Here is an 18,910-nt window from a genome sequence, read left to right on the forward strand (position 1 = left end):
ATAAAATAAGGAAGTAAAAGTGAAGAATGTAAAACGTTTCACGCTGCCACTGCTCGCAGCTGCTGCACTGTATGTTCCGGTTTCTCAGGCTGAAGCCATGCATTATCAACTCGACCCGCAACATACCTCTGTTGTGGTAAGTTGGGAGCACTTCGGCTTCTCCCATCCGACTGCTGACATTCCAGACACGACAGGTTCTCTGGTTTTTGACAGCAGCAAGCCTGAGCAGTCGCGCGTTGACGTCACGTTACCGGTTAGCAAAATCGACAGCCATGTTCCTGCCCTGACCAAGGAATTCAAAGGCGCGGAGTATTTCGACGTGGCGAAGTATCCCACTGCAACCTTCCGCAGCACCAAAGTTATTGCCAAAGGCGATAACAAATTTGATGTTGAAGGGAACCTCACTCTGAAAGGCATTACCAAACCTGTGACGCTGCATGCCACGCTGAATAAGCAGGGTGAGCATCCGATGGTCAAGAAGCAGGCGATTGGTTTTGACGCCACCGGTACCATTAAGCGTTCTGACTTCAAACTGGACAAATATGTCCCAGCAGTCAGTGATGACGTGACACTGACTATTTCTACGGAAGCTTACGCCAAGTAAATTCCGTTACTTTTCAGGCCCGGCACCCAGGTGTCGGGCTTTTTTTTTGCAGCAGATTACGCCGCCGCCGGCCAGGCTAAGCGCCATTCGTCGTCCTTCCACTCACCCCTCGGCATCCTTTCGCCCTGCGACAGTACGCGCAAAAAAATGCATCTCATCATGGTGTTCCTGCGGATTCACCACGCCATCGTCTGTTTCGGAAATAACAGATAGCCTGCCGAACCTAAAAAAATGAGGTCAGAATCACAAATTCACATCGAGATTTTATTGGCAACGGCGTAATGCCGTATTGACAGAAAAGTTATTCCGATCCCTATATTTAACCTGTTGTTTTATAACGTGAAGCTAATCGTCTTTCCTGAATCAGTAAATGTGATTTGTTTCACATAAATAAGCTGGTTCAAGGGGCTGTCAATATATTGCCTGCATAAATTCCTCTCGTTTTTGTGATCTCACTTGCAAATACCAGGCTGATATCCCGAAACAATAGCTTCAGACGCATTAAGCCAGAAGGATGTCAGGATGAGAATCGGAATGGTCATTAGCGGCGGCGACGTCACCGGCATTAATAATTTCATTTTCCAGATAGCCAGGATGACGCAGGCGGAGATGATATTATTTAACGGCGGCATTCCAGGCTTGCTGGATAATGTCTGCCAGGAAATTTCTCAGCGCGATTTAGTGGATTTTTCCATTACCTCTCTTCCGGTAATGCAGTCAGGCCGAACCGCGCGAAAATTAATTCGTAGCGAATATGAAACGATCGCCCGGCAGTTAAAAGCATTACGCATCGACGTATTAATTCTGGCTGGAGGCGACGGATCGCTGCAATTTCTGCATACGCTCAGTGAATTTGGTGTGAACTGTTTTGGCATCGGCATGACGATTGACAACGATGTCTACGGCAGTGATTACACGGTGGGCTTTTCCACCGCCTGTGAGCAGGTTTTAAAAGAGGTGGCAAAGCTCAGAAACACCGGTCGGGCATTAACGGGCCGGGTATTTATGGTGGAACTGCTCGGCGGCTACTGTGGCGAATTGACGCTCCAGTCAGCGCTCAAATCCAACGCCGACTTTGCACTGATCCCGGAATGCCAGATCCCCACAAACGTGCTGGCAGAACGCATCACTCAGCGCCTCAGCGAACAAAACAGCGTGGTAATCCTCTGCTCAGAAGGTTACACACGGGAATATTCACCGGGCTTTCAGGGGGCGATTGACACATTAATTAAGCAGCTTGAACCGTTGATCGGCGTGCGCATTCGCAAAACGATCGTCGGCTATGGACTGCGAAATGGCGATCCCACCTGTGAGGAAATTTATCAGGGCACCATTATGGCAAGTGAAGTGGTTCGTTGTATTCAATCCGGAATGCGCAATAAAGCCGTGATTATTAACGGCAGTAATAAGCCTATTCCGATTGACTTAATAAGCATGAAAAAACGCCTGGTCGATACAGAAGGGCATCATTATAAACTCGCTAAACAACTGCATATATTGTGAGGAGAAAACATGCTGAAAATTTTATGTGTCTGTGGTTGTGGTCTGGGGTCAAGTTTCGCTATCGAAATGAGTGCGAAAGCCGTTTTAAAAAAACTGGAGATTGACGCCGACATCGATCACACCACGATTTCAGAAGCTAACGCATTTAAATCCGACATGATCCTGACGCAAAAAGCCTTTGCGGATGTCTTAAATGCCGACGCCACACCAGAACAGATTAAACGCGTAATTATATTAAATAAACTCACCGATAAAGCTGAAATTGAGCAAAAAATCGTGGCTTTCTTAAAAGAGCGTAATGTGAAGGTTGCTAATCATGAATAGTGTAATTAATTTTCTGGTTAAAGACTTACTGGGGCAGGCATCCATTCTGATCGCGTTTATTGCGCTAATCGGACTGGTCCTGCAAAAAAAATCTGCCGGCAAGGTGGTAGAAGGCACGTTTAAAACCCTGTTGGGGTTCTTGATCATGATGGCCGGCATCAACATCATCGTGGGCGCGCTGACCTTCCTTAACAGCATCTTCACCCATGGTTTTGGGATGCAGGGCTACATCACCGACGTGGCGGCGATTGCCGGACTGGCAAACCGCGAGTTGGGATCGGAAGTGGCCATGACGCTGCTGGTGATCTTCATCGTCAACATCATCATTGCCCGCCTGACACCGTTTAAATACATCTTCCTGACCGGCCAGGCGCTACTGTGGATGGCCACCATTGGCGCGGTTATCGGCTATAAAGCCGGCCTCACCGGATTACCGCTCATTTTAACCGGCGGTATTTTTGGTGGCGTGATGGCGGTCGTGATGCCAGCGCTGGCGCAGCCGGTGGTGCGTCGTATCACCGACTCGGACGATGTCGCGCTCGGTCACTTCTGCACCATTGGTTACCTTCTCACTGCGGCAGTGGCGAAGGTGGTCGGAAAAGGCTCACGCTCGACGGAAGACTTAAAGCTGCCCGATAACTTTAAGTTTCTGCAGGACACCTATCTGTCCATGGCGGTGGTGATGGTGCCGATGTACCTGATTCCTGCCGTGGCGGCAGGCCCGGCTTTTATCGCCCAGTACAGCAGCGGCACCAACTACCTGATGTATGCCTTTATGCAATCCATCCAGTTTGTGGCAGGCGTGTTTGTGCTCTACAGCGGCGTGCGACTGCTGCTGAACGAACTGGTGCCGGCTTTCCGCGGTATTGCCATGCGGCTGGTGCCGGATGCGAAACCCGCCCTCGACTGTCCCGTTATGTTCCCTTATGCGCCAAACGCGGTCATTGTCGGCTTTCTCGCGACAACGCTGGGCTCTGTGGTGGGGATGCTGGTTTTCCCGATGTTTGGTCTGGCGATGATTCTGCCCGGTCTGCTGACTAACTTTTTTGCCGGCGGAACGGCAGGCGTGTTCGGTAACGCGCTGGGCGGACGACGCGGGGCGATGATCGGCGGATTCGTCCACGGCCTGTTTATCACCTTCCTGCCCGCTATTCTGGTGCCGATGCTGGAAAGCTATGGCTTTACCGGCGTGACCTTCAGCGATTCCGACGTCATCAGTACCGGCCTGGTGCTGGGACATGCTTTCCAGAATAACTGGCTGTTCGTTGCCGTGTTCATTGCTTTTGTTACCGCTATCGCCTGGTTTGTTAACGGAAAATCCACTAAACCCCGTGAGGAAAACGTGCATGAAACTTTATAACTTTACCGAATTGCTGAAAATTGCCAAAGAACGCCAATTTAAAGCGGTAGGGTCATTTAATTTACACTGCCTGGAAATGTTACCGGCTTTTTTTAAAGCCGCCGAAAATACCAACAGCCCATTAATGATTCAAATTTCAACCGGTACAGCGAAATATTTGGGACATGAATTACTGGTGGATGCAATTAAATCGCTGTCAAAGAGTAAAAATATTCCGACCTGTTTGCACCTGGATCACTGTTCCGATTTAGACGCGATTCAGACGGCAATTCAGGCCGGGTTCAGTTCGGTCATGTATGACGGGTCACATTTACCGCTTGATGAGAATATTGCCAATACCCGCAGGGTGATTGATATGGCCCGCCCCGTAAATGTCTCTGTGGAAGCGGAGCTGGGCGCAATTGGCGGCTCTGAAGACGGGAAATGTGTGGAAATGAGCGATATTGCGTTCACCACGGTAGAGGATGCCAAACGTTTTGTGAATGAAACCGGCGTGGATATGCTGGCCATTTCCATCGGCACGGTTCACGGGCTCTACACCGGCAAAGCCCATATTCAGCATCAACGGCTGGCGGAGATTACGGCTGCCACGGCTACGCCGCTGGTTCTGCACGGTGGTACCGGGGTCAGTGACGAGGACATGCGCCTGGCGGTGGGCAGCGGTATCGAAAAAGTGAACGTGGGAACGGAAATGAATGTGCAGTGGGTCGCCCAATGCAAGGCAACGTTTGAAAAAGGCAAAGTTAACGACAGCGTGCGTAATTTCCTCGTGCCTGCGAATAATGCAGTGACCAATGTATTAGTAGAAAAAATGCAGCTGTTCCGTTAAGCACTTTTATTATCCCGACGTGAATAAACCTGAAGTGCCCTGGCGCTTTTCGGGGCAGGAGACGCTATGTTTGGATTCATGAAAAAGAAAGTGGAAAATACGGCCTCAGAGGATGCAGAACGCGATCGTCAGGCAGAGCAGGTCAGTCAAAAAATAACGGCGCTGGAAGCAAAGCTGGCAGCGAATTCAGGCGACACTGAAACGCAAAAACAATTAATGCTGGAATATAACCGTGCATTATCATTGTTTGCGAAAAGTCGCCTTTACCGGGATGACATTGATCCTCTTTTTGTGAAAATTGATGAATTACGCAATCTGGTGCGTAAATCAGTTTAAGGAGCAGTAATGACCATTAAACAGTTATTACAGGAAGCCAATGCTGTTCAGGTAGGTATTGCCGCCAGGGACTGGCAGCAGGTTATCGCCATGGCGGCCAGGCCGCTGGTGGAGGGCGGCTATATTCAGGCCTCTTATCCTCAGGCGGTGATCGAGAATACGCTGACTCACGGTGCCTATTACGTGTTTGAAGAAGGTATCGCCATCCCGCATGCCCGCCCGGAAACGGGCGTTATTCGCGACTGCTTCAGCATGGTCCTGCTTTCGGAGCCGGTCTCGTTTGACGGCAGCGACAAGGCGGATATTGTGATCATGTTTGGCGCCCGTGACAGTAATGCCCACATAGAAGAGGGGATTCGCGCGATTGTCACCCTGCTAGAGGATGAAGAAACGTTGGTCAGGTTACGTCAGGCCAGCAGCGTCGCGGAAGTGATGGAGATCCTATGACCAGTGAAACTGTCATCAAGCGGGTGGTGTTGGTTAACGGCATTCCCGCCTCAGGCAAAAGCACGCTGGCCCGTGCGCTGTCACGGCGTTTTTCCCTGCCGGTTCTCACGCTGGACAGCCTGAAGGAGCCTTTTATGTCCAGCTTTGCGCCGGTCGACCGCCAGCGTAACCGGCAGTTGGGCTGTGCAGCGTACCAGGCTATCTGGAACATTGTCGCTCAGTCGCCGGCTGATTGCGTCTTCCTGATCGATGCATGGTTTGGGTTTCAGCCCAAAAGCGTACTGGAGCAGGGATTAAAGCGGGCTGGCGTGAGCGAGGTGCTGGAGGTCTGGATGCAGATAGCGCCGGACGCCGCCGTCGCGCGCTATCAGTCACGGCTCACGCAGCGCATGCCGGGCCATCCGGGCGCCGAGTACCTTCCCGAGCTGCGTCGCCTGGCGGAGGAGGCGCAGCCGATGGCGCTGGGGCCGCTGTTGAAAGTCAATGCCAGTGCCATTGACGAGCACGCGGTGGGCCAGTGGCTGGCTCAACATCTGAGGTGGGCAGGCTATACTGCTTCTGTTGAGGATGAAACAGAGGAAGAGCAGCATGCCACAGCCACCCTATCTGCAAGCGGGCGAGAGCGTCGTGCTTTATGATGGCGTATGTAAACTCTGTACGGGCTGGGTGCGTTTTCTGCTGCGCCATCGGCTGGCGCGGCAGGTTCGTTTTGCGTCCGTGCAAAGTGAACAGGGCAAAGGGCTGCTGAAATGGGCCGGCCTGCCCGAGGATAATATCAATACGATCGTCTACATCCGTAACGATGGTCATTGGCTGCGTGCCCAGGCGGTGCTGCGGGTGATGCAGCAGTTACCGCTGCCGTGGCGGGCGCTGAGCGTCCTGCGCGCGTTTCCCGACCCCATTAGTAATTTTTTCTACAACGGTATCGCGCTCAACCGCTACAGGCTGTTTGGGCGCCATACCCTGGAACAGGCGATTACGGCCGATTATCCGGGGCGTTTTCTCTCATCGCCGCCTGACAGCGGTGCGAATCAGGTTAAATCAGCAATAATGTGAATTAAAACCGTCATTTTTCTTCAGATTTACTAATATTTTACAGGCAGGTTTACGGCGTGATGGAAAAGTAATGCGCTGTGCTTGAGCTGTAATATTATTCAAAATGGAGAAAAACATGCGCAATACCTCTGGACGTTCGGCCGTCGCCGTGACGCTGTATGCTCTTCTGGAGCCTGTACCGCTTGGCTTTTTCGTGGCGGCCTGGCTGTTCGATATCATCTATATGAAAACCTTTATCATTCTCTGGTCAATCAGTGCCAGCTGGTTAATCGCCATTGGCCTTGTGATTGCCATCCTGCCCAGAATAATTAGTCTGATTTATATGTTTCGCGGCAGCACTGCGCCAGAGAAAACCCATTTCTGGCTCTCTCTGGTCGCCATCATTCTGGCCATTGCCAATGCCTTTATTCACAGCCGTGATGCGTATGCCGTGGTGCCAACGGCGGCGATTCTGTCGACCCTGGTCGTGATACTGCTGCTGCTGGCGAACGTGCAACTTGCGCTACGTCAACGTACTGCTTAAGGAGAAGCCATAATGAAAATGCCGCAACAATCCCTTATTGCGCTGACGATGATGGCCCTGCTGGCGGGTTGTGATACCGGGGCGACAATCGATCCGCAAAAGCAAATCGGTGCCAATCCCGAGTTACCGGAAGCCAAAAACTTTATGGTGCCGCCCATGCAGGTACCGGAAGGCGCACCCTGGAAGAACGGTGAAAAGCCAACGGTGGCGCAGGGGCTGAAAATTGAAAAGATTGCCGACCATCTTCAGCATCCACGTCAGGTTTATGTTCTGCCGAATAACGACATCCTGATCGCCGAATCGAACGGCATGCCAAAACCGACCACCAAGCCCAAAGAGCTGATCACCGGGCTGGTCAAAAATGCCTCGGGCAAAGGGGGCAAGGGCGGCAACCGCATCACGCTGCTGCGCAACGTAAACGGTAAATGGGAACAGCATCGCTTTATTGAAAACCTGAGTGCCCCCTTTGGTATGCAGCTGGTGGGGAACACGCTGTACGTGGCTAACGCAGACAGTCTGGTGAAATTCCCCTACAGCGAAGGGCAAACCGAAATTCGCACCGCGCCCCAGTGGGTCACCGAGTTACCTGGCGGGCCCATTAATCACCACTGGACGAAAGCGCTGTTGGCCAGCCCGGACGGCAGCAAGCTCTATGTCGGCGTCGGTTCCAACAGCAACATTACCGAGAACGGCATTGGTGCCGAATATCGCCGCGCCGCGATTCTGGAAGTGGACGCCGCCAGCGGCGCCAGCCGGATCTACGCCAGCGGGCTGCGTAATCCCACCGGCCTTGACTGGGAACCCCAGACGAAGCAGCTATGGGCGGTGATTAATGAGCGTGATGAAATCGGCTCTGACCTGGTGCCTGATTACCTGACCTCGGTTAAAGAGAACGGCTTCTATGGCTGGCCTTACAGCTATTTCGGCCAGCATGTTGACGTGCGGGCGCAGCCACAGCGGCCGGACCTGGTTGAAAAGGCGATTAAGCCTGACTATGCGCTGAGTTCGCATGTCGCACCGCTCGGACTGCTGTTCTATGGCGCTGAGAACATGCCACAGTATCGCGGTGGCGCATTTATCAGTGAGCACGGCAGTTGGAACCGCAAACCCCTCAACGGTTACAAAGTGATTTGGGTGAAGTTTGAGAACGGCAAACCGGTAGGGCAACCGCAAACCGTGGTATCCGGCTTCTTAACCCAAGACGAGAAACAGGTGCGTGGCTTACCGGTCGGTCTGGCCAGCGACAAACAGGGCGGTCTGATCATTGCGGATGACGCCGGTGATACGATCTGGCGCGTCAGTTCGGCGAACTAAGGCTAAACTGCAGGCACAAAAAAAGGATTTGGCATTACGCCAAATCCTTTTTTTATGTGTTCGTTGCCCGGCGGGTAACCGGATGGCGAACGAGGTGCTCAGCACTCTCCACAAATTGATTGTAAAGAGGGCTGCGCAAGACTTCAAGTTTGGCGAAAATACTGTATATTTATACATGTGTTGAGTGTTGGGTATCGCCGAAGGGTTAACTGATTGCTTCCAGGGGAGCTCGGTAATGCAAATCCCGGCAGGTAACAGGTGGTGCTGACCTGTGGCTTAAACCCCGAGTGCCGCTCAGCCCTCTCCACAAAGTTGTGCTCAGGCACCTGGCGGGTAACGGTAAGGCCCTGGTTGCTGAACAGCGCGCTCCTGTTGCGGGAGAAGGAAAGTGATGGAACTGACGAAGCTGATTCTGGAAATCATCCGGATCATCTTGCAGATCATCGTTGCCCTTATGCAACTGACCGGTCATGCAAATTAACCGGAACTTTGACCAAGGCGGAGCTAACCACTCCGCCTTTTTCGTTGTCAATTGCCTGTCATCTTTCCCGGCTACAGTGGCGCGGCAATCGGGTGCCTGAAAGGCACAACTTATCCAGACATCAGACCAGTTCCGGGAGCTTTTTCATGTCACTTGCCATTGTCAAACCCGCCAAACTCCAGCAGACCGAAATTGACGCCAGCGTACGTATGCGCGAAACCCAGATTGGCTCACAGTGTGAAATTCTGGCGCACAGTTACCTTGAATACAGCACCCTTGGCGACTTCTCTTACGTCGGTGAACACTGCTGCATCGCTGACAGCGCAATAGGCCGCTTCACCGCCATTGCCAATCAGGTACGCATCGGTGCACCTAACCATCCGATGGATCGGGCGTCGCAACACCGCTTTACCTATTGTCCGGAGTATTACGATGCTACGGCCACGCGCGACCACGGTTTTTTCAGCGCCCGCCGCGAAGACCGGGTGATCATTGGCAACGATGTCTGGATAGGTCATGGCGTGATTGTCCTGCCCGGCGTGACGGTAGGCGATGGTGCGGTGCTGGCGGCAGGTGCGGTGGTGACCAAAGATGTGGCGCCCTATACCGTCGTGGGTGGCGTGCCGGCTAAACCGATCCGCGTGCGTTTTCATCCGGCGATTGCAATCCGGCTACAGCAGATTGCCTGGTGGAACTGGCCGCTGGAAAAAATCATGGCTAACCTGGCCGATTTTCAGTCAGGGGATATTGAGCAGTTTTGTGCCAGACATGGCTGAGCGCATTTGCACAAAAGAGTAACGGTGGCTTACGCCACCGTCAGATGTGCGGGTTATCGCTTAGCGCGTGCTTCCTGCACCTTGCTGGCGATACGATCGCCAATGGTTTGGTCGATGTTGCGCCAGTACTGAAACGCTCGCGAAAGCACCGGCTCTTCAACCCCGTTCAGCAGATGACCGCTAACGTTGTTGACCAGCCTGTCGCGCGCGGCATCATCCATTACCTTGTTGATCAGGGTATTTGCCTGGCCCACGTCGTCATCGTCCTGACGCAGTGAGTAAGGGGCACGAACCATGTCGCCGCTGGCTGACCAGACCGAGTCGGTGGGATAGCGGTCGCCATCTGCCACCGGGCCGCCTTTGCTGTTGGGGGCGTAAACCGGGTCGGATACCGGATTCATCCGCATCGCCCCGTCTTTGCTGTAGCTGTTCACCGGCGACTGCGGGGCATTAACCGGGATCTGTTTATAGTTCACTCCAAGCCGTGCGCGATGGGCGTCCGCATAGGCAAACACGCGACCAATCAGCATCTTATCCGGGCTGAGCCCGATGCCGGGGACCAGATTATTCGGTTCAAATGCGGCTTGTTCAATCTGCGCATGGTTGTCCGTCGGGTTGCGGTTCAGCGTCAGCTTGCCAACTTTGATCAGTGGATAATCACTGTGCGGCCACACCTTGGTCAAATCGAAAGGATTGAAACGATAGCTGTCAGCCTCAGCAAACGGCATGATCTGCATGTACAGGGTCCAGCTCGGGAATTGGCCGTTTTTGATCGACATAAACAGGTCACGCGTATGGTAATCGCCATCTTCGCCTGCCAGTTTATCGGCTTGCTCCTGCGTCAGGTATTCAATGCCCTGGTCGGTGTGGAAATGGTATTTCACCCAGAACTTTTCACCCTGTTCATTGACCCACATATAAGTGTGGCTGGAATACCCATTCATATGACGCCAGTTTTTAGGAATCCCACGGTCGCCCATTAGCCAGGTGACCTGATGCGAGGATTCGGGTGACAGCGTCCAGAAATCCCACTGCATATCATTGTCACGCAGATTGTTATCGGCGCGGCGCTTTTGCGAGCGAATGAAGTGCTGAAACTTCATGGGATCGCGAATAAAGAACACCGGTGTATTGTTGCCCACCATGTCGTAATTGCCTTCGCGGGTATAAAACTTAATGGAAAATCCGCGCGGATCGCGCCAGGTATCCGGGCTGCCGCGCTCGCCAGCCACCGTTGAAAAACGCATCACCACGTCAGTTTTCGTGCCCGGCTGAAAAACGTTGGCTTTGGTGTAGCGACTCACATCTTCAGTCACCTCAAAAAAGCCAAATGCGCCGCTTCCTTTCGCATGGGGCTGCCGCTCGGGAATGCGTTCCCGGTTGAAGTTGGCCATCTGCTCAATCAGGTAATGGTCGTGAAGCACCAGGGGGCCATCGGGACCGACGGAAAGGGAATGCTCATCGCTGGCCACCGGAATACCGGCATCGGTTGTGGTGGGTTTACGCTCATCATGACTCATCGAAATAGTCTCCATTTTTATAAGGGTAATGCATGGAGTAAGCGTAGTGCATATCTGGCCATTGCATCGGCTAATCCTCCCGGGTTTTCACATTTACTGCTGCCGGCCATGGCTGACCTGGCGCAGTCGTCCACGTTTTACTGGCTTCTCCCGCAGATCGTTGCCCGCGCTGATTAATCCGTGACCGCTCTCGCATTTTGGTTATTTCAGCGGCAACAAGGATTGCGTGTTCAAGCGAGAAGTGTAAATTCTAATATAACTTCACAGTTAGTTGTGAAAAAGGAAAGTACATTACAACCCTGTTACTAAGGATTGAGCCTCATGTCAGATTTAAAGTTTGCTACTCGTCTTAACTCCTTTGCTTCGGGGGCACATCTCTACTGGCCAGATTTGCAGGGCAAGCCCTCTGTACTGCAAATGGTGGCGCGCGCAGGCAAGGTTAAAGGCTTAACGCATTTGGATCTCAACTATCCCCAGCACCTCACCAGTGACAGTAAAACGCTGCGCCAGGCTATTGAGGATGCCGGGCTGGCGGTCAACGGCATGCAGATGCGGTGGGATGCACCGCAGTTCAAAATTGGCGCATTTACCCATCCGGATCCAAAAATTCGCCGTGAGGCGATTGACCTGACCAAGCGGGGAATCGATACCGGACGGGAATTTGGCTCCCGCTTAATGACGTTATGGATGGGTCAGGACGGTTTCGACTACTGCTTCCAGGTCGATTACAAAAAAATCTGGGAAGACGCCGTCAGCGCGGTGCGTGAAATCGCCGACTACGCGCCGGACGTGGATGTGAGCATTGAATACAAACCCAACGAGCCGCGTGCCTACAGCATTTTTCCCAACGTGACCACCTGCCTGCTGGCCGTCGAAGAGGCCGGAAGCCCGAACCTCGGCATCACGCTGGATTTTGCCCATGTCCTGTTCGCCAATGAAATTCCTGCCTGGGCGGCGGCCATGGTGGCGCGTCGTTCCCGGCTGCTGGGGCTGGATTTAAACGACGGCTGGGGCAAACGTGACGACGGACTGATGGCGGCATCGGTTAATCCGCGCGCCACGTTGGAGTTTCTGTGGCAGATGCAGCGTGATGGTTATCAGGGCGCCTACTATTTTGACACCTTCCCGGATGCCAGCGGACTGGATCCAGTACGTGAAGCCGAAACCAACATTGCCACCGTGACGCGATTACTCAAGCTTTGCGACCAGCTTAATGATAATCCGGCGCTGGCAGAGGCGATCAGCCGTCAGGATGCGGTCGCCTCACAGCAAATCGTCAACGACATTATGCTGGCGCGTTAACACACGACGCCGGCTGCAGAACAGCAATTTCTTACCCTACAAACGCAGAATAAAAGGCTGAAAAAATGAAAAAACGTTTACTCGCCGTTATCGCTTCGTCGCTCTTGTGTGCCAGCGTTTATGCTGCCGATCTGGCACCGCTTAAGTCCGATACGGAACAGGACCGCACCGACTGGTCAACGCTCGACAGTCGCTATGGCGCGATGCCGAAAGTCGATAAATCGCTCAAAATCGGTGGCGTATCCAAAACCCTGACCAATGAATACTGGCGTTTGCTGGGCGAGGGCTACCAGAACGCCGCCAAAAAATATGGCATCACCGTTGCTTATCAGGCCGCGGCAAATGAAGACGATCAACTGGGCCAGTTGTCGATTGCCGAAACCATGATTTCTCAGGGCTATAACGGCCTGCTGGTCTCTCCGCAAACCGACATTAACCTTGAGCCTGCACTGGAAAGCGCCAACAGTAAAAAAATCCCGGTTGTGAACGTCAATGACGCGGTGATGCCGAATGCGGAACACTACGTCGGTAATGTCCAGAAAGACAACGGCGTGCGCGTAGCGAAATGGTTTATTGAGCACCATCCGCAGGGCGGCAAGGTTGCGGTGATCGAAGGACAGCCTGGCGTCTATGCTGCCAGTCAGCGCACCAGCGGCTTTAAAGAAACGCTCAAGGCCAACGGCAAATTCAATGTGGTGGCCAGCGTACCGGCTAACTGGAGTCGTGAGCAGGCCTTTAATGCGGCGAGCACTATCCTGCAACAGCATCCTGACCTGATCGGTTTTTATGCCAATAACGACACGATGGCGCTGGGCGTGGTGGAAGCGGTACGCGCCATGGACAAAGCCAAACAGGTGGCCGTATTCGGAACCGATGGGATCTCCGATGCCTATGCCTCCATCAAGCGCGGCGAACTGACCGGTACCGTGGACAGCTTCCCGGTGCTGACGGGTGAAGTGGCGATGGATGTGATGCTGCGCTTGATTAACGGCCAGAAAATCTCACGCGTGGTGTCCACACCGCAGGCGCTCATCACCAAAGAGAATGCGGATGCGTTTTCCACTCAAGACATGGAAAAGCTGCGTCAACTGTTAGCTAAACAGTAAGCCTGGCGGAGAGCGTATGGAACAGTATCGTTTAATGATGCGCGGCATCAACAAAACCTACGGCAGCGCCGCAGCTTTACAAAATGTCGACTTTTTTGTGAAGCCCGGTGAAGTGCATGCCTTGATCGGTGAGAATGGCGCGGGCAAATCTACGCTGCTAAACATTCTCTCCGGCGTGCGCGGCGCGGACAGTGGCGAAATCAGCGTCAACGGCCAGACGGTGCAGATGAAAAGCCCACTCAGCGCGCGTCATGCGGGGATCGCGATGATCCATCAGGAACTGCAGCATGTTCCTGAGCTCTCGGTCGCGCAGAATATGTTTCTGGGCCGCCCACTGACCAAAGCAAAAGGCTGGTGGGTGGATAAAAAAGCCCAGCTGTCGCGTGCCGCGCTGATTCTGAAACGGCTCGATCCGACGATCGATCCCAACAGCCCGATTAAACATCTTAAGGTTTCGCAGCAGCAGATTGTCGAAATAGCCCGTGCGTTGCTGGATGACGCCAAAATCATCGCGATGGATGAGCCGACTTCCAGTCTGACGCCGCGCGAGTTTGACCGGCTGGCTGAACTGATCGCCGACCTCAAATCGCTGGGCGTCTCTTTAATCTATGTATCACATAAGATGAACGAGATTTTCAGAGTCTGTGACCGGGCGACGATCATGCGCGATGGCAAACAGGTTGGGGTGGTGAACATCTGCGATGAAGATGAAGAAAGCATCGTGGCTAAAATGGTCGGGCGCAAAATAGAACGGCTCGATCACAACGCCTTTGTCACCGCTCAGGAAGTATTACGCGTCGAAAATCTGGCGCGTGGCAATGAAATATCGCCCGCTAATTTTAGCGTCAACGCCGGGGAAGTGTTGGGCATTGCGGGGCTGGTCGGCGCAGGACGTACCGAGTTGCTTAAGCTGATTGCCGGTATCGACAGGCGCAGCAGCGGCACGGTGAAGGTCAATGGGTATTCCGTTCCAAACCATAATATCAGCGCGGCCATAAAAGCGGGGATTGGTCTGGTGCCGGAAGATCGTAAAAAAGAGGGGATCATTAAAGCCCGCCCGGTGAAAATGAATATGGCGCTGCCGTCCATGCGTCAGTTCACCCTGGGCGGCGTAATCAATAAGCAGCGGTTAAACAGGGCAGCACATGAGGTGATGAGCGATCTTAAACTGCGCCCCATGGATATTGAGAAAACCATCGGTACGCTCAGTGGCGGTAATCAACAAAAAGTCATTATCGGACGCTGGGTAGCCGCTGACGCAAAAGTCTTTTTATTCGATGAACCCACGCGCGGCATTGATATTGGTGCCAAGTCAGAAATCTATAATTTAATTGAACGACTGGCGAAGGCAGGTAAAGCCATTATTGTTGTCTCATCGGAAATGACGGAAATCATTCGTATCTCCGATCGTGTACTGGTGATGCGTGAAGGGAAAATAACCAAAGAGTTAAAGGGCGAGGCTATCACCGAAGACAATATTGCCCGTTTTGCCATTAAAGATGTTGAAACTGCCTGATCTCATACCTGTATATAAAGGCGATAACCATGACGACTGAAACGAACATGCAGCCGGTGAGCCGCGCCTCTCCGCTGTTAAAATTTAATCTGCGCGATGCCGGCACGTTAATTGGATTACTGATTATTGTGGTGACATTTTCTTTTCTGTCGCCGGTATTTTTTACCGTTCCGAATCTGCTCAATATTCTGCAGCAGTCCTCCATTAATGCCTTAATTGCGCTGGGCATGACGCTGGTGATCATTTCAGGCGGAATTGATTTATCGGTTGGGCCAACGGCTGCGCTCTCTGCCGTGTTGGGCGCCACGCTGATGGTGTCTGGCGTGCCGGTGCCGCTGGCCATCATGGCCACGCTTTGCGTCGGCGCAGTCAGCGGGATATTTAGCGGGACGCTTATCGCTTATGCCGGGCTGCAACCCTTTATCGTCACGCTGGGTGGCCTGTCGCTGTTTCGTGCTATTGCGCTGATCTCCACCGGCGGTAATCCCGTATTCGGTATTCCCATGTCGTTCCGTAGCCTGATCAACAGCACGGTGTTCGGCGTGCCCACGCCGATCGTCGTGGTCGCCGTGATTGCGCTGTGCCTCTGGACGGTCATGAATAAAACCCCGCTGGGAGAGTACATTCTGGCGATTGGCGGTAATGAAGAAGCGGCCCGCGTGGCAGGTGTGCCGGTTAAACGCACCAAAGTCACGGTTTACGTGATCTCTGGCATGCTGGCCTCTCTGGCGTCGCTGATTCTGATTGGCCGTCTGGGTGCGGCGGAACCCACCATCGGCAACCTGTGGGAGCTGGATGCCATTGCGGCCGCTGCCATCGGCGGTGCGTCACTGATGGGCGGCAAAGGCAGTATCTTTGGCACCCTGATTGGCGTGATTATTCTCGGGGCGTTACGTAACGGCCTGACCTTGCTTAATATTCAGGCGTTTTATCAATTGCTCGCTACGGGTCTTATTATTATCATAGCGATGTTGATTGACCGAGCGACCCGAGGCAAGTAATGAAGCAAGATCCGCGAGCCATTGGCGCTCAAATTCGTATGCGATTACCCCAACTGACGCCGTTAGAACGGCGAGTCATTGAGGCAATCATTGCCAGAACGGATATCACCGAACACACGTCTTTAAAAGAGATTGCGCAGGAAAACGGCGTATCGGAAGCCATGATAGTTAAGATCACTAAAAAGCTTAACTTCACGGGGTTCAGGAATTTCAGAAGCAGTTTAATTTATTATAACGCCTCTGAAGTGGCAGGTTTACATGCGGAAATTGAGCCCGATGATTCATCGGAACAATTACTGGCAAAAGTCTTCAGAACATCTATTCAGGCTATTGAAGAAACGTTGTCGATTTTAGATGTATCTGAATTTAACCGCGCAGCAGATATTATTTTTAAAGCGCGTCATATTGATCTTTATGCGGTAGGGGGATCGGCCACGGTTGCCCGCGATCTCTCCCACAAGATGCTGAAGATCGGCATTAAGTCCACTGCCTACGATGACGCCCATATTATGCTGATGTCTGCCGCCGTGTTATCTGACGATGATGTCGTGATTGCGATTAGTCACTCCGGTGCGACGCGTGCTGTTAACGATCCGGTTAAATTAGCCGGACGTAACGGTGCCAGAGTGATTGTGATTACGAATTACGCCGAGTCGCCTATTGCGCGTCATGCGCATGTGGTACTTAATTCAACTTCTCAGGGATCGCATCTGTTAGGTGAAAATGCCGCATCACGAATTGCCCAGCTGAATATACTGGATGCGCTGTTCGTGGCCATCGCGAAAAAGGATTTAACGCGTGCGGAGAAAAACCTGATGAAAACCCAGCATGCGGTTCAGGATCTGCGGGAATTCTGAGCATGAGTAAAATTGCAGTTACCGGCAGTCTTCACTACGACATTATGCTGGATGCGCATCATCGGCCTGAAAAAGGCGAAACGGTTATGGGAACCGCCTGCCACTACAAGTTTGGGGGCAAGGGCGGCAATCAGGCGATAGCGGCCGCAAAAGCAGGTGCAGATGTCCGTTTTATTGGTGCGGTAGGGGCCGATGAACAGGGCGCGTTTTTGCTGAAAACGCTGCGCCAGGCAGGGGTGAATACCGACGCGGTCACGAGGATTGACGATATTGCGTCTGGCATGAGCGTTGCCATTACCGATGCTGAAGGCGATTACGGCGCGGTGGTGGTGTCCAACGCCAATCAACATATCGCTGCCGAGCCGTTCATGCAGGCCGGTTTCTGGCAGGATGTGTCCATGCTGGTGCTGCAGAATGAGGTGCCGGAAGCCATTAATCTGGTCGCGGCGCAGGCGGCGCGGCAGCAGCAGATTCCGGTGTGCATTAATGCGGCACCGGCCCGGCCACTCTCTCCCGAATTCGCGCGCTGCATTGATTTGCTGGTGGTGAATGGGGTTGAAGCCCGGGATATGACTGGCATCGCGGTGACCGATCTGGCCTCAGCCAGGCAGGCTGCAGCAGAGCTGGCACTGCGTTTCGACCGCGTGGTGGTGACTGCCGGAGAGCACGGCGTGGCCTTCAGTGAAGCAGGGGAAACGCAGGCTTTTCCTGCCCGTCAGGTCACGCTGGTCAGCACCCATGGCGCGGGCGACTGCTTCATGGGCGTGCTGTGTCAGGCGCTTAACGCTGGCGATAAACTCGCGGGCGCGGTCGCTAAAGCCAACAATGCGGCGGCAGATCACGTTTCCCGCCCGGCCTGATAAAAAAAATGCAACGTCAGTGACGTTGCATTTTGCCAGCCAGAGCGGGATTACGAGGCCACTTTAACGACCGTTTTCCCAAAGTTTTTGCCGTTCAGCATATCAATAAAGGCTTTAGGGGCATTTTCCAGGCCCTCAATGACGTGCTCGCGATATTGAATTTTCTTGCTCTCCACCAGCGGGGTCATGGCTTTCAGGAACTCCGGATAGCGATCGCCGTAGTCCTGGAAAATAATGAAACCCTGCATGCGAATACGGCGTTTCAAAATGCCTGCCATAATCAGCGAGGTTCTGTCCGGACCGGCAGGCAGCTCTTTCTGGCTGTAGGCGGAAACCAGCCCACAGACCGGCACGCGCGCGGCAGTGTTCAACAGCGGGAACACGGCATCGAACACTTTACCGCCCACGTTTTCGAAATAGATATCAATCCCGTCCGGGCAGGCGTTTTTCAGCTGCTCTTCGAAATCCTGACTGTGGTGATCGATACAGGCATCGAACCCCAGATTTTCAACGGCATGGCGGCATTTCTCTTCACCACCAGCCACGCCGACCACGCGGCAGCCTTTCATTTTACCTAACTGGCCCACGGTGGCGCCCACAGGACCCGTTGCGGCGGCAACCACAAGGGTTTCACCTTCTTTCGGCTGACCGATATCCATTAACCCCATATAGGCCGTAAAGCCGGGCATACCGAGAATACCCAGCGCCCAGGAAGGATGGGGCAGATCGTTATCAAGGCGGGCAACATCGTCACCTCTGGAAACGGCATATTCCTCCCAGCCGCTCTGTGAAAGCACCCAGTCGCCTTCTTTAAACTCACCGTTTTTTGATGCGACGACCTGACAGACCGTACCGCCCACCATCGGCTGATCCAGCTCTGCCGGTGGCGCGTAAGATTTTCCCTCGTCCATGCGTCCACGCATGTAAGGGTCGAGTGACAAATAAATCGTCCGCAGTAAGATCTCGCCCTCTTTGATCTCAGGCGTTGGCTGCGCAACATAACGGAAATTATCTTCCGTTGGTTCACCCTGTGGGCGTGAAGCCAAAAGCCAGGCGTGATTTGTTGTCGATTGTTCAGTCATAGTGTCGTCCTTTGCATGGGCAAACCGCTGAGGCTTGCCGGGAATGAATGGCTAAAGTGTAGATGAGTGAAAAAAGCATGCTTAACCCTGCTGGCTGTTAACCTGCCGGCGGG

20 protein-coding genes are annotated in these 18,910 nt (G+C 53.2%); 18 read left to right on the forward strand and 2 right to left on the reverse strand.

Going from position 1 to position 18,910, the window contains the following annotated elements:
• Positions 1-19 precede the first annotated feature (19 nt).
• The 12 genes from DFO57_RS04280 (at position 20) to DFO57_RS04340 (ending at position 9,553) form a co-directional block, all read left to right on the forward strand.
• Complete coding sequence (locus DFO57_RS04280; RefSeq protein ID WP_013025736.1) at positions 20-604, forward strand: YceI family protein; 585 nt, start codon at positions 20-22, stop codon at positions 602-604.
• 522 nt (positions 605-1,126) lie between these two features.
• A complete protein-coding gene (locus tag DFO57_RS04285) occupies positions 1,127-2,107 on the forward strand; it encodes a 6-phosphofructokinase (protein WP_014593680.1) in 981 nt (326 codons plus the stop codon).
• Positions 2,108-2,116: 9 nt separating this feature from the next.
• Positions 2,117-2,431, forward strand: a complete 315-nt coding sequence (locus DFO57_RS04290; RefSeq protein ID WP_013025738.1) for a PTS sugar transporter subunit IIB — start codon at positions 2,117-2,119, stop codon at positions 2,429-2,431.
• Complete coding sequence (locus tag DFO57_RS04295) at positions 2,424-3,791, forward strand: PTS sugar transporter subunit IIC (RefSeq protein ID WP_014593681.1); 1,368 nt, start codon at positions 2,424-2,426, stop codon at positions 3,789-3,791. The genes DFO57_RS04290 and DFO57_RS04295 overlap by 8 nt, the downstream gene beginning before the upstream one ends.
• Entirely contained in the window at positions 3,778-4,620 is an 843-nt protein-coding gene (locus DFO57_RS04300) for a class II fructose-bisphosphate aldolase (RefSeq protein ID WP_014605870.1), read from the forward strand. The genes DFO57_RS04295 and DFO57_RS04300 overlap by 14 nt, the downstream gene beginning before the upstream one ends.
• 66 nt (positions 4,621-4,686) lie before the next feature.
• Entirely contained in the window at positions 4,687-4,956 is a 270-nt protein-coding gene (locus DFO57_RS04305; protein WP_013025741.1) for a hypothetical protein, read from the forward strand.
• A gap of 9 nt (positions 4,957-4,965) precedes the next feature.
• Entirely contained in the window at positions 4,966-5,403 is a 438-nt protein-coding gene (locus DFO57_RS04310; protein WP_013025742.1) for a PTS sugar transporter subunit IIA, read from the forward strand.
• Positions 5,400-6,041 carry a hypothetical protein gene (locus DFO57_RS04315; protein ID WP_024471594.1) on the forward strand — a complete coding sequence of 214 codons (642 nt, stop codon included), beginning with the start codon at positions 5,400-5,402 and terminating at the stop codon, positions 6,039-6,041. Before DFO57_RS04310 ends, DFO57_RS04315 begins: the two co-directional genes overlap by 4 nt.
• Positions 5,992-6,459: a thiol-disulfide oxidoreductase DCC family protein gene (locus tag DFO57_RS04320; RefSeq protein WP_041930792.1), complete on the forward strand. Its 468-nt coding sequence runs from the start codon at positions 5,992-5,994 to the stop codon at positions 6,457-6,459. Before DFO57_RS04315 ends, DFO57_RS04320 begins: the two co-directional genes overlap by 50 nt.
• A 115-nt stretch (positions 6,460-6,574) precedes the next feature.
• The gene (locus DFO57_RS04325; protein ID WP_014605867.1) at positions 6,575-6,982 is read left to right on the forward strand and encodes a hypothetical protein; all 408 of its coding nucleotides are present in this window, start codon (positions 6,575-6,577) and stop codon (positions 6,980-6,982) included.
• A gap of 12 nt (positions 6,983-6,994) precedes the next feature.
• Entirely contained in the window at positions 6,995-8,296 is a 1,302-nt protein-coding gene (locus DFO57_RS04330; protein ID WP_014593685.1) for a sorbosone dehydrogenase family protein, read from the forward strand.
• Between the two features lie 627 nt (positions 8,297-8,923).
• Positions 8,924-9,553 (forward strand): DapH/DapD/GlmU-related protein, encoded by a 630-nt coding sequence (locus DFO57_RS04340; RefSeq protein ID WP_028715119.1) that lies wholly within the window; start codon positions 8,924-8,926, stop codon positions 9,551-9,553.
• A gap of 53 nt (positions 9,554-9,606) precedes the next feature.
• On the opposite strand, the gene DFO57_RS04345 is transcribed toward DFO57_RS04340, so the two are convergent.
• The gene (locus DFO57_RS04345; protein WP_014605865.1) at positions 9,607-11,073 is read right to left on the reverse strand and encodes a catalase; all 1,467 of its coding nucleotides are present in this window, start codon (positions 11,071-11,073) and stop codon (positions 9,607-9,609) included.
• A gap of 321 nt (positions 11,074-11,394) precedes the next feature.
• Between DFO57_RS04345 and DFO57_RS04355 the strand changes: the two genes are divergently transcribed.
• From DFO57_RS04355 to DFO57_RS04380, 6 genes are all read left to right on the forward strand, one after another.
• Positions 11,395-12,375, forward strand: a complete 981-nt coding sequence (locus DFO57_RS04355; RefSeq protein ID WP_014593687.1) for a TIM barrel protein — start codon at positions 11,395-11,397, stop codon at positions 12,373-12,375.
• Between the two features lie 65 nt (positions 12,376-12,440).
• Positions 12,441-13,481 carry a substrate-binding domain-containing protein gene (locus tag DFO57_RS04360; protein ID WP_014593688.1) on the forward strand — a complete coding sequence of 347 codons (1,041 nt, stop codon included), beginning with the start codon at positions 12,441-12,443 and terminating at the stop codon, positions 13,479-13,481.
• 16 nt (positions 13,482-13,497) lie between these two features.
• Positions 13,498-14,997 (forward strand): sugar ABC transporter ATP-binding protein, encoded by a 1,500-nt coding sequence (locus tag DFO57_RS04365; RefSeq protein WP_014593689.1) that lies wholly within the window; start codon positions 13,498-13,500, stop codon positions 14,995-14,997.
• A 29-nt stretch (positions 14,998-15,026) separates the two neighbouring features.
• Positions 15,027-15,998 carry an ABC transporter permease gene (locus tag DFO57_RS04370; RefSeq protein WP_014605862.1) on the forward strand — a complete coding sequence of 324 codons (972 nt, stop codon included), beginning with the start codon at positions 15,027-15,029 and terminating at the stop codon, positions 15,996-15,998.
• A complete protein-coding gene (locus tag DFO57_RS04375; protein ID WP_014605861.1) occupies positions 15,998-16,855 on the forward strand; it encodes a MurR/RpiR family transcriptional regulator in 858 nt (285 codons plus the stop codon). Before DFO57_RS04370 ends, DFO57_RS04375 begins: the two co-directional genes overlap by 1 nt.
• A gap of 2 nt (positions 16,856-16,857) precedes the next feature.
• Entirely contained in the window at positions 16,858-17,715 is an 858-nt protein-coding gene (locus DFO57_RS04380) for a PfkB family carbohydrate kinase (protein ID WP_015700325.1), read from the forward strand.
• A 50-nt stretch (positions 17,716-17,765) separates the two neighbouring features.
• Here the strand turns inward: DFO57_RS04380 and DFO57_RS04385 are convergent, their stop codons facing one another.
• The gene (locus DFO57_RS04385; protein ID WP_110015113.1) at positions 17,766-18,797 is read right to left on the reverse strand and encodes an NADP-dependent oxidoreductase; all 1,032 of its coding nucleotides are present in this window, start codon (positions 18,795-18,797) and stop codon (positions 17,766-17,768) included.
• Between the last annotated feature and the right edge of the window lie 113 nt (positions 18,798-18,910).

This window comes from Pantoea sp. AG702 (assembly GCF_003182295.1).
Taxonomy (GTDB): domain Bacteria; phylum Pseudomonadota; class Gammaproteobacteria; order Enterobacterales; family Enterobacteriaceae; genus Pantoea; species Pantoea ananatis.